We start from the raw sequence: 13,556 nt of genomic DNA on the forward strand, positions 1-13,556 counted from the left end.
AAAAAATAACACTCTTTTGAACATCTATTTTTTAGGCACTGGCACTTCTCAAGGAATTCCAATCATTGGGAGTACCCATCCTGTTTGTAAAAGCACTGATTATAAGGATAAAAGACTTCGTGTCTCACTATGGATGTCCTGGGGAGACCATTCTTACGTTATCGATTGCGGTCCCGACTTTAGACAGCAAATGTTGGCATCGGATTGTCAAAAAGTAGACGGAATTTTATTTACTCACGAACATTCAGATCATACTGCGGGTTTAGACGATATTCGTCCGTTTAACTTTAGACAAGGCGAAATGCCAATTTATGCGCATCAACGCGTAATCGAAAATTTGAAAAAGCGTTTTGATTACGTTTTTGAAACCGAAAACAGATATCCAGGCGCTCCTTCGGTAAAAACGATTGAAGTAATCAATAACCAACCTTTTGTATTGGGTGGTAAAACGGTTATTCCAATTGATGTTATGCACGGCGATTTACAGGTTTTTGGATATAGAGTTGATGATTTCGCGTATTTGACGGATGTGAAAACGGTAGCTCCAGAAGAAGTTGAAAAATTGAAAAATCTTGAGGTTTTGGTCTTGAATGCTTTGCGCATCACCCCTCATAATACCCATTTTAATCTTCAAGAAGCGCTCGATTTTATTGCTTTAGTACAGCCTAAAAAAACATATCTGACGCATATCAGTCATTTATTAGGCTTTCACGAAGATGTTCAAAAAGAATTACCAGAAAATGTATTTTTGGCCTACGATAATTTAGTTATTACCCTTTAATTTATATTTTAAAAATGAAAAAATCACTCCTGCTTTATGGTTTTATATTGGCTGTTTTATTCAATATTTATACCTATATGTTTTTGAATAAAGAAGTAAAATTCGAGCAAGAAAAATTCGCAAAAGTCACTACCAAACTTAGAGATAGTATCAAAAAAGTTGAACTGAAATTGGATGATGCCAATTATTTTTCTTTGGGTAAAAATGAAAACGCCCAAAATTATTTTGAAGCGACCAACCCAGATAAAACAATTTTAATTGAAAAATTGATTCCTGTTGTAACAGAGAAATTACTTGATTTTAATAACAATCCCAAAGGAAATCCATACACAGGGCAAGATCCAATTGGACCCAATAAATTTGTAATAAACAAAGTTAGAATTTTGAATCACCGATGGATTATTGCTGATTTTAGCGATGGCGAATATTGGGGAGAAGTCCTTATAAAATACTTTGTCAATACTGATGAAAGTATTTCTTTTGAAGTCAATCAGTCGTTGTTGTATAATAAATAGTCATAAAAAAAGGTGCTTTAAGCACCTTTTTTTATTCTAACCAATTTTTGAAGTCATAAAAATTCTGTGGCGAAACACCGTGTCCGATAGGGTATTCTTTATAGGTTATAGCAACGCCTAATTTTTCCATAAAAGGAGCTGTTTTTCTGGCCCATTCTACAGGAATCACTTGGTCTACTACGCCGTGAGATGCAAAAATACGCAACGAATTCAGATTGTTTTTTAAGTAATCTTCAGCTATGATATCAGGATTCAAATAGCCGCTCATCGCAACAATCTGTTTTACTTTTTCGGGATAAGAAAGTGCTACAGCATAACTCAGAATGGCTCCTTGACTAAAACCAATGAGCGTTACTTCTTCTTTGTTGATAGGGTAATTTTGTGTTAATTCGTCGATAAAGTTCGCAATGCAATCACGAGATTCGCGTGCTTGATTGTTATCTGAAAATTTGTTTTGATCAGCATCAAAATTAATAGCATACCACGCATAACTGCCGTATTGTAAATCATAAGGCGCTCTAGCCGAAATGATATAGTAATGATCTGGTAATTCTGGTGCAAAAGAGAATAAATCTGCTTCATTACTACCGTAACCGTGTAGTAAAATTAATACTGGATTTTCTGCTAAAACAACTTTAGGTTCTCTTATTTTGTATTCTAAGGATAAATTCATAAAATGTATTTAAAATATGTTATTCTATGTTTTTAAATATCTTTTGAAACTGTTCTCCCAAGAGCGGAATAAGTTTGGCTTCTCCTTGTAATGCTGCTACAAAGCCATAAATCCATAGGATAAAATAGAATACATAAAAGGCTGAAGAAATCATCCAACTATCAAAATAGCCAATGAAATAGCCAATTAAAAAGAAAGAAACGAAAATACCTAAGGCTTGACGAATGTGAAAAGCGGCAAAAGAATCTTTCTTTTCGGAGTTCATAAAAATGGCGATAATGGCGCCAATAATGGTAAGATAGCTTACAATGGCGATATTTTTTCCGTTGTCTGATGTGTTCATTTTAGTTGTGATTTAGGCTAATTATTGGTTCAAAATCATTTGATTTTGGTTGATACAACCATACACTTTTCCTTGTAATTTTTGACCTAGAAAAGCGGAGTTTTTAGATTTTGACAGTATGCTTTCTTTGGTGAAAATACTTTCCCCTTCGGTGGTAAAAAGAGTCAAATTGGCTGGTTCTCCTTCGTTGATGGAGTGAGTCGGAATTCCAAAAGTTGTTTTTCCAGCGGTTAATTTTTCGATGATTACAGCCGTTGGCAATATAGTAGACAACGCTCCAAAAGCACTTTCTAATCCAATAGTACCGTTTTTAGCGCCGTCAAATTCCATTTTTTTATGTTCAATATCAATAGGATTGTGATCAGTTGTAATCATGTCAATAGTTCCGTCGAGAATTCCTTCTAGTAACGCTTTTCTATCCGATTCGCTTCTGAGCGGTGGTGTTACTTTGTATCGAGTATCAAAACCATCCAATTGATCTTCGTTTAATACTAAATGATGTACGCTAACACTACAGCTTACCTGTAAACCTTTGGCTTTTGCCTCTTTTATCAACGCAACTGATTTTTGTGTTGAAATGGTTGGAATGTGTAATTTACCTCCTGTGTATTCTAATAAAAACAAGTTTCTTGCAATATGTAATTCTTCAGCAAGCGTTGGAATGCCTTTTAATCCTAATCTTGTTGATGCTAAACCTTCGTTAGCAACTCCATTTCCTTTTATTTTTTCGTCTTGTGCAAAAGCAATCACTAGTCCGTCAAAATCTTGTACATATTGCAAAGCGATTTTCAACAAGTTAGCATTGTCCAAGCTTTTATTATAGTCTCCAAATGCAATAGCGCCTGCTTTTTTCATGTCAAAAAGTTCGGCCATATCTTTTCCTTCGTTACCCACGGTTAGTGCACCAATAGGGTAGAGTTGGGTTAGGGCATCTTTTGCTTTGTTGAGTACGAAATTAATTTGCCCTTGATTATCAATGATAGGATGTGAGTTGGGTTGTAAAGCAATGGCTGTAAATCCACTTTTTGCAGCTACAGTAAGACCATTACTGATGGTTTCTCTGTCTTCAAAACCAGGCTCTCCTAGGGAAACGCTGCTATCAAACCATCCTGAAGAAACGTGTACTTGTGGTAATTGTATTTCTTCGGCTCCGTTTGTTGGGAGCGCAACTCCTATTTGTTTAATATAGCCGTCTTGGATTAAAATATCCATAGTTTGGTTGTGAAAGGGACTTTTAGAATCGATAATTGTTGCTGCTCTCAGGAGAATTTTCATGGGTCTAGGAGATAAGTTTTTTTAAACTTTTGTTATTTTAAAAATCGGATAATGGCCATTTCTATTAGTAAAAAGGTCAGTGCAAAGATAAGAAACCATTTCCAAATTTGTTGGTCTGTTCTGTTGGTTTGTAAAGTATTGAAAACGCTTCTTATACTATCTATACTTTCAAAATTTTCACCGAAATCTGTAGTTACTTTGCTTAAATCGCTTTCGGTTCGCGCATAATTAAAAGAAATACTTTCTAGTGCTTCATTTTTATTAAAAATCGTGTAATTACCAGATTGCTTTGGAAGATCAGCAAATGTTACTTTTACTTTGTTATCTAACATTTGTTGAATTGGGATGAATTGTTCATTTTTTCCTTTAACTGTAAGGACGGCTTCCTTGGTTAAAGTTGTATTTACCCAAAATGGAGTATTGTTTCCTATAGTTGCGGCGTACAATAAGGCATTTTTATTGTTTATACCCATTTTATAAAACACTGGAACAATCAATGGAGATTGTTGAAAGTTGCTGTTTTTTGTGTTTAATGGCGCCGAAAAAAGAAACAAAGTGCCAGTAGATTTTGGAATTGATGTTAAAAATGGCGTTTGATCTTCGTAAGAAAGAATGCTCGGGTAAGTACTTTTTACTACAAAAGATTTTTCGGCTTTTGGGTATTGGAAGTTGGTGATTTTACTTTCAAATACCCCGCTAAAAAGAGGGTGGTCAAAATTGATTTTAGTGATTTGTTTGGGATTACTGTTATCAGAAGCTCCCATTTGTATGTTTCCAATGCTTTTTAGGAAAGAATTGGTGCTTGCAACAGTAGTGCTTTCTGAAGGGATGACTACTAAATTTCCTCCTTTGTTGACAAATGCTTGCAAGGTGGTTTGAAGTGCTTGTGGAATTTCAGGAAGTTCGTTAAGGACTATAGTCGTTTGTTTTTCTATACTATTGTAATCCAATAAACGTAAATCAGAGGTAGTGATATTGAATTCATTTGAAGTGTAAATTCGAGAAAGAAAGCCGCTTTTTTGAGGCTCTCCAATACTTAAAACAGCTGTTTTTTTGTTTTTAGCAATACTAAAAAAGTATTCGTTGTCATAAGGTAATCCTTTGTCGTTTATAGTGACATAGCCATTAAACTCTTGTTTTGGAATAGTAAAATTTACGTTTTTCTTTTTCGTATCTAGCGTAACGATAGTTTTTGCAATCAATTTGTTTTGATTGTAAAGCGCAATTGGTAAAGGGGCTAAATCCTCTCCAAAACCTTTAATACTGACTGTGATTTCATAAAAGTTATCGAGCGTTTGATTGATGAAAACACTGTCTATAGCGGCGTTGTTTTTTTGTTCGGCTTCTGGTTTTATAAAATAAATTTCCTCTTTATTGTCTTGTTTTTGTTGTGTGCCAACGCCATCTGAAATGAGAATAATGTCTTTTTTATAAATAGATTTTCGAGTGTTTATTTTGGCTAATTGAGCATCTAAGTCAAATGGAATGGCAGAATATTTTAGGTTTTGTAAGTCGTTTTGTATTGATTTAATATCCGTATTCCAAAAATTTTCTTCGTTTGTTAAAAGTGAAAAAGTGCTGTTTTCTGGTGTTTCTTCTAATAGTTCTTGAACAGCTCTTTTGAGTAATTCACCTCTGTTTCCTTTGGCTTGCATACTGAAGGAATTGTCTAAAATGATATACAATTCATTGTTAGCATTTTTATGGTCTTTTGCTTCAAAATAAGGTTGTGCAAAAGCTAAAATTAGAGCGGAAAGTAACAATAATCGAGTGGCTAGTAAGAGTCTTTTCTTGATTTTTGAACTTTTTCTCGATTCTATTGTTAGCTTTTTTAAGAAGCGAACATTGGTAAAATATTCGGTTTTGAATCTTCTTAACTGAAATAAATGCACCAAAATAGGCACTAATAAAAGGAATAAAAAGTATAGAATCTCAGGGTGTTTAAAATGCATTCTATGGAAGGTTTACTTTTGTCTGTGGTTAGTAATGTTTGTTTTTTTGATGTTTACAGAAAGGGGTTTTGTGACTTTCTAGCCCCGATCGCAGTGACATCCTTTTTCTTTTTTCTTTAAAAAGGAAAAGATATAACAGAGAGCGGGACGATGCTAACAAATTTTCTTATTGTTTGTGCTTCAAAAATTACTTAACAGCTCTTTTTGACCTTTCAAAAATACGAATTTGTACCTACAAATAATGCAGCTTGTTTGGTTTTTTCAAAAAGCGAATATTTGCCTTACTATATCAAAATAATGAGTATTTTCGCGACTCTAAAAAATACATATATTATGAAAAGCAAGATTTTAGTGCTACTTTTTGTTTCTTTTGTTACGACAGTTAGCGCTCAGCAAGATCTCTATCACTTGATTGTTGGTACTTATACCAATAAATGCGAAAATAAAGGAATTTATAATTTTAAATTCGATGTTAATTCTGGAAATTCTTTATTGAATGGCTCAACTGTTAATATTCAGAATCCTAGTTATTTGGCGCTTTCTTCAGATAATAAGCATCTTTACGCAGTTAATGAGTCTGGGGCGACAAGTACAGTTACGTCCTTTAGTTATGACGGTAAAACGGGCAAAATGATTGTGTTGAATAAGCAGGCGACTAAAGGAGCTGATCCGTGCCATGTTATTACAGATGATAAAAACGTAATTACTGCTAACTATTCTGGTGGAAATATTACTGTTTTTTTTAAGAATGCTGATGGTAGTTTGACCGATGCTAAACAAATTGTACAACTATCTGGTAGTGGTCCAAATAAAGAACGTCAAGAAGCGTCACATATGCATATGGTGGCTTTTTCATCTGATAAAAAATATGTTTTGGCTGTTGATTTGGGCGCTGATAAAATTTATGTTTACAATTATAATGCTGATGCAAGCAAAGATATTTTGACTTTCAAAAGTAGTGTAAGTGTAAAGCCTGGAGCGGGACCACGTCATTTGACTTTTGATGAAGAGGGAAAATATGTTTATGTTTTGAATGAACTAGATGGTGGTTTGTTGACTTATAGTTTTGTTAAAGGTGAATTGACTTTGGTAGACGATACTTCAGTAATGGCTAGAGATTATAAAGGCGATTTTCGTTCTGCAGCCATTGCGTTATCACCAGATGGAAAGTTTTTGTATGCTACTAATAGAGGAGAAGCAAATACTATTTCGATTTTTAAAGTATTGAAAAACGGAAAATTGGAGTTTAAAGAGGCGGTAAGTACTTTAGGTAAAGGTCCAAGAAGCTTCGTAATAGATCCGACGGGAAGTTTATTACTTGTTGCGAATCAAGCGAGTAATGAAGTGGTGGTTTTTAGAAGAGATAAAAGCACAGGAAGTTTGACCGATACGGGAAAAAGAATTTCGGTTTGCGAGCCTGTTCATCTGCTTTTTGAAAAACGTTTGTAATCTATTCAAAACAAAAAGGTTAAAGCCACGAATTCACCAATTTTATTAATTTGTGAATTCGTGGCTTTTTTTATGGCTTATTTGTTGGAGTCTTTTCTTTTTTTATCTCTTGTTTTAAGCATGTTTCTATTTACAGAACCATGTGTTTTCTTTTTCGTTTTTGATGGTCCACCAAGATTGACTTTTTTGTTCTTTTTGCTTTTTTCATGAAAAGCGCCATCTCCCTCAAGTTTAACTTTTTTCATTAAAAACTTAATGGGTTGACGGTCTTTTTCGGGTTCGATTAATTTGGTAGAAACCTCAACCTCTTCTGGAAAATTAGCTATCGGTAATTCCATATTCATCAAAACTTCTACTTCAATTTTAGACTCTTCTTCACGAGGAGTAATGAAGCTAATTGCTGTTCCAGTGGCATCAGCTCTTCCTGTTCTACCAATACGGTGCATGTATAGTTCTGGTAGCTCAGGCATCTCGAAGTTGATTACATGGGTAATGTTTGAAATGTCTAATCCTCTTGCCATGATATCGGTGGTAATCAAACCTCTCAAATTTCCTTCTTGAAATTCCGCCATCGTACTTAATCGATAGTTTTGCGATTTATTGGAATGAATGACACCAAATTGGCCTTCAAACAATTCATCTATTCGATTGAAAAGCATGTCCGAGATTTTTTTGTTGTTCACAAAAACTAGGATTCGGGTCATGTCTTCATTTTGTTCCAACAAATGCTTAAGAAGATTGATTTTAGTATTGAAATTTGGAACATTGTATGAAACTTGTGTAATGTTTTCAAGAGGAGTTCCAGAGGCTGCAAGGGTAACTTCTTCAGGATAATCAAAATAATCATTCAAAACAGTATCTACTTCATCTGTCATTGTAGCAGAGAATAATATGTTTTGACGTTTGGTTTTCATCATTGCCAATAGAGCCGTTAATTGCGTTCTAAACCCTAAGTTGAGCATTTCGTCAAACTCATCGATTACTAATTTTTGAGTTTCATCAAAGCGAACAACAGCATCTAAAGCTAAATCCATTGTTCTACCCGGTGTTCCAACCAAAATATCAACGCCTTCGTAAACTGCCTTTTTTTGTGTATTGATATTTACACCACCATAGATTCCAAGTGTTTTTACCGACATGTATTTTGTCAATTTTTCTACTTCTTCTACAACTTGTACCACTAACTCTCTTGTAGGTACTAGAATTACGATTTTTGGTGTATTGGTGTGCGTAAATTTATAAAGTTTCAATAAAGGAATTAGGTAAGCAAAGGTTTTACCAGTTCCTGTTTGTGCAATTCCCATCATATCTCTACCAGACATAATTACAGAAAAAGTTTTTTCCTGAATGGGAGTAGGAGAGGTAAATCCTATTTCATCTATTGCTTTTTGTAAGGATTTGGGAAGATTGAATTGCTCGAAAGTGCTCATTTGCATTATTTTTTTTGCAAAGATACTAATATAAGCTGTAAATACTATTTTCTTGGTTTGTACTTAGCAGGTCACTTTTTGAGAAGACATGGTTATTTCTTTTTTTAATAACGTTTCCAAGCAATATGTTGCAATATCCTTTAGTTCATTATTCTCAAAAAAAGACATTCTAGGTTGCAGGTATTCTATTGTTTTGGAAGATCCAATTATTTCTAAAGTGAGTAAGCTTTGTTCTTGAAGTTGTGGAGTAAATTGTTCAAATAAAGAAAGAATTGTGGCTTCGGCTTCTTGTAGGTGTAGTTTTTTTATGGTTAAGAGCGCTTCTTTTTTTACGGTATTGCTTTTGTATGAAAGTAATTGAATAATGGCATTGGTGTCGTTTCCGTTGCTTTCATGAGCGGCAATTTTTAGTCCTAACAATAAAATTGATGTTTTTTTTGCTTTCAACCAAAAATCGATATTGCTGTTATAGGGATACTTTTGGATGTAAAACAGGTTTTCTATTTTCTCTTTATTTCGTTTGATTGTTTTTTTGCTTTGATAAAGGGTATTTCCTGTTGAGATATTAGTTAACGAAAGGTAAGCAACACTTGCATTGGATTGAAGTAACTGATTTTTACTTTTTAGATAAGGCATTATTTTGTTTATGCCCTTTGAATAATTCATAGTTTGATAATGATAAAAACCTAGACATTTTTTATAGATTTTACTATCATTGATTAAACTAGAGGAATATTTTTGGAGTTTCAGTGTTCGGTATACTAACGTTATTGTTTCTGCTTCTTCTTGACTTAGTTTCTTTTTGATGAGAATCATTTCGTCTATCATCATTTCTTTACAGTAATTACTCTGCAATGGAATTTTCTTTTTTAACTCTTTTATTTTGATTTTAATATATTCTTTGTCAGTATGGTTATTGACAACATCAATTAAAAAGTGCTTAATGAAAGTGAGTGCTTTTTTTTGTTTTTTTTGATTGTATTTTCGGAATTGTGGGCGCAGCAATACCAACAGAATTACCAAAACAAGGAGTGTAATGGTTAGTAGTGTATAAGAGTTTGGAGCTATTTTGGACAAGAATTCTTTCATAATGAAAAGAGTTACTTAATTTCAAAGATAGGAAAAACATCTTAAACATTTGTTAATTAGTGTTTTATTGTTGTTTCTTGTTATGTTAAAGACTTTTTATTAATTAAAAAAACAGTTGTAATGCAGATTTAAAGTGCTTTCAATACTATTGAATGAATAGTTTTTTTATGACTATTTTATAATAATCGTTTTATACGCAGAAGGAGTTCGTTAGGATTAAAAGGTTTGGCAATGAAGTCAGCAACACCTAATAAAAATGACTCTTCTACTGTTTTTTCCTCTTCAGCTTGTGTTGATAAAACTACTACAGGAACATCTTTTTGGTAGGTTGTAAAGAATTTAATTACTTCAAAACCAGATCTTGGAGGTACTAATATGGAAACCAATACGAGGGCGAATTTTTTTTCACTAGCAATTGCTATTGCCTCATTTGTATCGTGAGCAATTGTAACATGATAATTCTCTTTTGTAAGCACGATGGTCAGAATTTCAAGTGTCATTTCATTATTTTCTACTATCAGTATTTCTGGGATTGCTTTCATAAGTTATACAGTTAATTAGAAAAAAATTCAATTTCATCCAGCATAACCATCGGTTTTTTATTTTTCCGATTGCGCCATTCTGGAATCCTTTGCTGATTAATTATCTTGATTTTAATAATGTCAAATTTACTAAAAATAGTAGTGTTAAATTCCCAATTTTTTGTTGTAATATCGTAATCTTCAGTTAAATCTATTGCTTTTTTTGAGGTGATGAGTTCCCATTTATTGTTTTTTAGACCAAAAATAGTGACTTTATCTGGTGGAAATATCCAATGACGTTGGTCTTCTAGGAAACCCATTTTGAGGCTTGAATATTTTATTTTTTTTGTATCAATAATTATTTCTGGGTCTTTTCCGTACCAACCCATCCAGGTGATATTAAAATCCTTGTAACCTTTTATTCCATCTAATAATCCCTTTTCACCTTTTCCTGAATATTCATTTGCTGGAGGAGTAATTTGGGTTATCGTCATTTTTTCTCCTAGATGTTGTGATGTGTTTTGCGCAATATTCAACCAATCTTTATAATAGGTTTCGGGAGAAGGACCGCCTTCACTGAGTTCATAAATGCCATCATTCTTGCATTCTTGTGAAAAACGCTGCACACGTTCATTTAATCCTTCTTTGATAGTTTTTTTTCCGTTACTGTCAGTTATAAATAATCCGTGAGCATCTGCACCATAAAACTTGGCTTGCTCAAAATAGGTATATTCTAATGCAAGTCTTAATTTTTCTACTCTTTGTTGAATTGTTTTGTCCTCATCTACAGCTTGCCACGCTTTTTCTAAGATTTTATCATATTGATTCATAGCTTCAGGAGTAAGATAGGTAGTTCTGTTTTGTACTGGGCCAGAATAAATATCAAGGTAAGCCTTGCTCTTTTTTTGGTTTTCGGTTAATAGCTTCAAATAATTTTCAATTTCTGTGGCTGCTTTTCCGTAAAAGCCCCTTAGGAAATCAGCTGTAGTTGCTTTAACGTCAATAGAAGTATCCCATAACAGTTTTGCTAAAAGGTATTGTCTTAATTCGCTAAAATCACCAGGAACATCCGCATATCCTTGAACGAAAAGACCTTTCACATCGTTTTCTTTAAATGTTGTATAGTTTTCTTCAAAATAGGCTATATTGGGAAAAGGCGACATATAATTAGCAAATTGAACTGTATAATCCCAGACAAAAAGATTTTTGCTAGCACTTTGCCATCTTGCAAGTGCGTTAGCCACTGGTTTATTGTTGTTTTTTAATGATATTGGGTTACCACGATCCATTTCTATTGGACAAAATAATGTTGTAATATTTGATGTTATTTTTAAGTTGATAGGTGGATTGTAAGTATGTAAGTAGGCCAATGTACATAGTTGTTTTTTAGGGAATCGCTTGGCAATTTTGTTCAAGAAATTGTAGAGAGAGCCCTGTGGACCACCGTGATCTTTATTGAGTTTACTGCATTGAGCACATTCACAATAAATCACATCATCATTTTGACTTATTGAAAAATAGCGGGCATTTGGCTTTTCGGCTATAACTTTTTCTAGTTCATTACATACTATTTCTACTACTGTGTCATTTGTCATACATAATGATTCCGCTCTACGTTTTCCTTCATATAAAGCGTACAATTTTGGATTGGTTTTAAAATGTGTTCTTGGAGGTACTAATCGATCAAAAGTATGTCCCCAAAGACCAAAATCATCTGTGAACCAGTCTAATTTGTGCCATTCACGAAAGGTTTGATCATAAGAATCAGGGTATAATAAGGTTCTGTAAGCAAATGAAGGTCGGTATTTTTTATAGAATTTTTTTGGAAATGTAAATTCATCAGGTTTTGGTATATAGGATACTGTGGAAGTAAATTTTCTAAATTCCCACTTTTCTAAGAGAGTATATACCGCATATTTTAAGGACTTTAAATTGGTAGCTAGTAAGGAAATGTCTTGTGAGTTACTTTTTAGTATGAACTCTTGATCTTTTAATTCTTTATTGTTTTTTTCTATTTCAAGTGTAATTTGAGTGTCATTTTTTGTGCTATTTCTATCTTTTATCTCAAAAGTGCTGGGCAATGATTTTTCCAAATAAGAATAGAGAATTTCAGCAGCAAGTTTAGATTCAGCACAAGAGTAGGTAATGGCTACTTTTTTTTGCTGATTCGAAATTTGGATGGTATTCGATTGTGCCATACTATTAGTTAAGGAAGCAAATCCATTTATTAATAATAAGAGTATTATTTTCAGTTTCATGATTACAATTTATAATGTAATAATAGCGATAGCTCATATTCATTTTGAAACTCATTAGGAATGTATTCTTGGTAATTGTAGTTCAATTGGATACCTGTAACGAATTTTTTTAGTAACAGTTTGTAATATCCTGCACCCATCCTGTAGGAGTTTAAATTGAGTCGGTTTTGTAATTGTGCAATAGTGGTTCTTTCATCGGGAGACGTTCCAAAACCTATATTTAGTGTGGCATAATCGTATTTTGAATTAAAGTAATATCGATTGTTTAATGTAAATACTGGATTGTACTTTTTTTTGTTATTGTTAAGGTAGGCCTTTACGGACAGCCAATAAGAGCCGATTGTTTTTGAAACTCCTGTTACCAATGTGAGAACATCAAGATTTTGGGTTTTGATGAAACGGATTCCCATATCGGCTTCCCAACTTTTTCCCCAATTTAAATAGAAAGACCCCCCCAGTTTGTATTTAGGAAAAACAAGGTCGTTGCTGTAAGTAGCATCCCAGTAAGTATAGCTTCTTTTGCTAGTTTTGTAATACGATTCTATTTCATATTGCATTCCTTTTGAAATGGAATTATTGATAGCATATCGCTCAGCATAGCTAATTCTACCAATTATGGAACCCCATTTTTGATCATTGACATACTCTAAATGGAGCAAGTGCCAAGGTCCAATTTCTTTTCGGTTTATAGCAGTGTAATTGTAGTTAACTCCAATCCTGTTGTTTCTATTCTCTTGATTTATCTGTTCTAATTCCGAGAGGGTTTTGGTATCGTTAGGGAATATTTCAAGGGTTTCTTTTAAGCTTTTTATTTGTTGTTCACGCTCTTGAAGTAAACCATAAATTTCTGATTTCTTTTGATAATAAACTATTGATTTTGGATATAGGGTCAAGGCTTTTTCTGTGGTAGCTAATCCTTCATTATACTTTTTTTCACGGATATCTAAGTTGATTAGATACAAAAAGGCTTCTTCGTATTTTGGGTTTTTGTCCAGTACTTTTTTGTAGTAATATCGGGCGCTATCTGTTTGTTTGATGAATTCATAATTTCTTCCTAGCAGCAATTGAAAATCAAGATAATCAGGTGCTATTTTTTTTCCCAACAAGCATTTTTCTATGTTCTTTTGATAGTTATTGGAAGTTTTCATATCTGAGATAATGGATACGAGCAAACTATCAGTATTCATTTTTTGGGCACAAAGTGACATTGTTCCCAAAAATAAGAACAAAGTAAAAGCATAATGATGATAACTACAGAACTGTCTCATAA

The 13,556-nt window shown here is 33.3% G+C and carries 12 protein-coding genes; 3 read left to right on the plus strand and 9 right to left on the minus strand.

All coding sequences use genetic code 11. The annotated features are described in order from the left end of the window. Nucleotides 1-16: 16 nt before the first annotated feature. Both FLAVO9AF_RS02040 and FLAVO9AF_RS02045 read left to right on the plus strand, forming a co-directional pair. Nucleotides 17-781: an MBL fold metallo-hydrolase gene (locus tag FLAVO9AF_RS02040; protein WP_159683458.1), complete on the plus strand. Its 765-nt coding sequence runs from the start codon at nucleotides 17-19 to the stop codon at nucleotides 779-781. A 14-nt stretch (nucleotides 782-795) separates the two neighbouring features. Beyond that, the gene (locus FLAVO9AF_RS02045; protein ID WP_159683462.1) at nucleotides 796-1,296 is read left to right on the plus strand and encodes a hypothetical protein; all 501 of its coding nucleotides are present in this window, start codon (nucleotides 796-798) and stop codon (nucleotides 1,294-1,296) included. Between the two features lie 31 nt (nucleotides 1,297-1,327). Here FLAVO9AF_RS02045 and FLAVO9AF_RS02050 read toward each other — a convergent pair whose 3' ends face one another. Genes FLAVO9AF_RS02050 through FLAVO9AF_RS02065 form a run of 4 tightly spaced genes read right to left on the minus strand, consistent with a single transcriptional unit; the run spans nucleotide 1,328 to nucleotide 5,539 of the window. Next, nucleotides 1,328-1,969 carry an alpha/beta hydrolase gene (locus FLAVO9AF_RS02050; protein ID WP_159683466.1) on the minus strand — a complete coding sequence of 214 codons (642 nt, stop codon included), beginning with the start codon at nucleotides 1,967-1,969 and terminating at the stop codon, nucleotides 1,328-1,330. A 19-nt stretch (nucleotides 1,970-1,988) separates the two neighbouring features. Then, nucleotides 1,989-2,312: a DUF4870 domain-containing protein gene (locus FLAVO9AF_RS02055; RefSeq protein ID WP_159683471.1), complete on the minus strand. Its 324-nt coding sequence runs from the start codon at nucleotides 2,310-2,312 to the stop codon at nucleotides 1,989-1,991. A 21-nt stretch (nucleotides 2,313-2,333) separates the two neighbouring features. Further along, nucleotides 2,334-3,587: a dihydroorotase family protein gene (locus tag FLAVO9AF_RS02060; RefSeq protein WP_159683475.1), complete on the minus strand. Its 1,254-nt coding sequence runs from the start codon at nucleotides 3,585-3,587 to the stop codon at nucleotides 2,334-2,336. Between the two features lie 32 nt (nucleotides 3,588-3,619). After that, nucleotides 3,620-5,539, minus strand: coding sequence for a BatA and WFA domain-containing protein (locus tag FLAVO9AF_RS02065; protein ID WP_159683479.1), 1,920 nt, complete (start codon nucleotides 5,537-5,539; stop codon nucleotides 3,620-3,622). A 333-nt stretch (nucleotides 5,540-5,872) separates the two neighbouring features. Here FLAVO9AF_RS02065 and FLAVO9AF_RS02070 point away from each other — a divergent pair, with 333 nt between their 5' ends. Further along, entirely contained in the window at nucleotides 5,873-6,988 is a 1,116-nt protein-coding gene (locus FLAVO9AF_RS02070; RefSeq protein WP_159683483.1) for a lactonase family protein, read from the plus strand. 77 nt (nucleotides 6,989-7,065) lie between these two features. Here FLAVO9AF_RS02070 and FLAVO9AF_RS02075 read toward each other — a convergent pair whose 3' ends face one another. The 5 genes from FLAVO9AF_RS02075 to FLAVO9AF_RS02095 form a co-directional block, all read right to left on the minus strand. Then, on the minus strand, nucleotides 7,066-8,418 hold the full coding sequence (locus tag FLAVO9AF_RS02075; protein ID WP_159683488.1) for a DEAD/DEAH box helicase: 1,353 nt from the start codon (nucleotides 8,416-8,418) through the stop codon (nucleotides 7,066-7,068). 63 nt (nucleotides 8,419-8,481) lie between these two features. Further along, nucleotides 8,482-9,507 carry a hypothetical protein gene (locus FLAVO9AF_RS02080; RefSeq protein WP_159683492.1) on the minus strand — a complete coding sequence of 342 codons (1,026 nt, stop codon included), beginning with the start codon at nucleotides 9,505-9,507 and terminating at the stop codon, nucleotides 8,482-8,484. Between the two features lie 176 nt (nucleotides 9,508-9,683). Beyond that, nucleotides 9,684-10,049 carry a response regulator transcription factor gene (locus FLAVO9AF_RS02085; protein WP_159683497.1) on the minus strand — a complete coding sequence of 122 codons (366 nt, stop codon included), beginning with the start codon at nucleotides 10,047-10,049 and terminating at the stop codon, nucleotides 9,684-9,686. An 11-nt stretch (nucleotides 10,050-10,060) separates the two neighbouring features. Next, nucleotides 10,061-12,286 carry a DUF4838 domain-containing protein gene (locus FLAVO9AF_RS02090; protein ID WP_236552261.1) on the minus strand — a complete coding sequence of 742 codons (2,226 nt, stop codon included), beginning with the start codon at nucleotides 12,284-12,286 and terminating at the stop codon, nucleotides 10,061-10,063. A gap of 2 nt (nucleotides 12,287-12,288) precedes the next feature. Beyond that, nucleotides 12,289-13,554 (minus strand): YaiO family outer membrane beta-barrel protein, encoded by a 1,266-nt coding sequence (locus FLAVO9AF_RS02095; protein ID WP_159683501.1) that lies wholly within the window; start codon nucleotides 13,552-13,554, stop codon nucleotides 12,289-12,291. Nucleotides 13,555-13,556: the final 2 nt, after the last annotated feature.

The organism is Flavobacterium sp. 9R (assembly GCF_902506345.1).
Taxonomy (GTDB): Bacteria; Bacteroidota; Bacteroidia; order Flavobacteriales; family Flavobacteriaceae; genus Flavobacterium.

Excerpts from the sequence above, each read along its gene's own strand:
- FLAVO9AF_RS02055 (WP_159683471.1), bottom strand. The coding sequence starts at position 2,312 with ATGAACACATCAGACAACGGAAAAAATATCGCCATTGTAAGCTATCTT.
- FLAVO9AF_RS02045 (WP_159683462.1), top strand. The coding sequence starts at position 796 with ATGAAAAAATCACTCCTGCTTTATGGTTTTATATTGGCTGTTTTATTC.
- FLAVO9AF_RS02080 (WP_159683492.1), bottom strand. The coding sequence starts at position 9,507 with ATGAAAGAATTCTTGTCCAAAATAGCTCCAAACTCTTATACACTACTA.
- FLAVO9AF_RS02090 (WP_236552261.1), bottom strand. The coding sequence starts at position 12,286 with ATGAAACTGAAAATAATACTCTTATTATTAATAAATGGATTTGCTTCC.
- FLAVO9AF_RS02050 (WP_159683466.1), bottom strand. The coding sequence starts at position 1,969 with ATGAATTTATCCTTAGAATACAAAATAAGAGAACCTAAAGTTGTTTTA.
- FLAVO9AF_RS02060 (WP_159683475.1), bottom strand. The coding sequence starts at position 3,587 with ATGAAAATTCTCCTGAGAGCAGCAACAATTATCGATTCTAAAAGTCCC.
- FLAVO9AF_RS02065 (WP_159683479.1), bottom strand. The coding sequence starts at position 5,539 with ATGCATTTTAAACACCCTGAGATTCTATACTTTTTATTCCTTTTATTA.
- FLAVO9AF_RS02075 (WP_159683488.1), bottom strand. The coding sequence starts at position 8,418 with ATGAGCACTTTCGAGCAATTCAATCTTCCCAAATCCTTACAAAAAGCA.
- FLAVO9AF_RS02070 (WP_159683483.1), top strand. The coding sequence starts at position 5,873 with ATGAAAAGCAAGATTTTAGTGCTACTTTTTGTTTCTTTTGTTACGACA.
- FLAVO9AF_RS02085 (WP_159683497.1), bottom strand. The coding sequence starts at position 10,049 with ATGAAAGCAATCCCAGAAATACTGATAGTAGAAAATAATGAAATGACA.
- FLAVO9AF_RS02095 (WP_159683501.1), bottom strand. The coding sequence starts at position 13,554 with ATGAGACAGTTCTGTAGTTATCATCATTATGCTTTTACTTTGTTCTTA.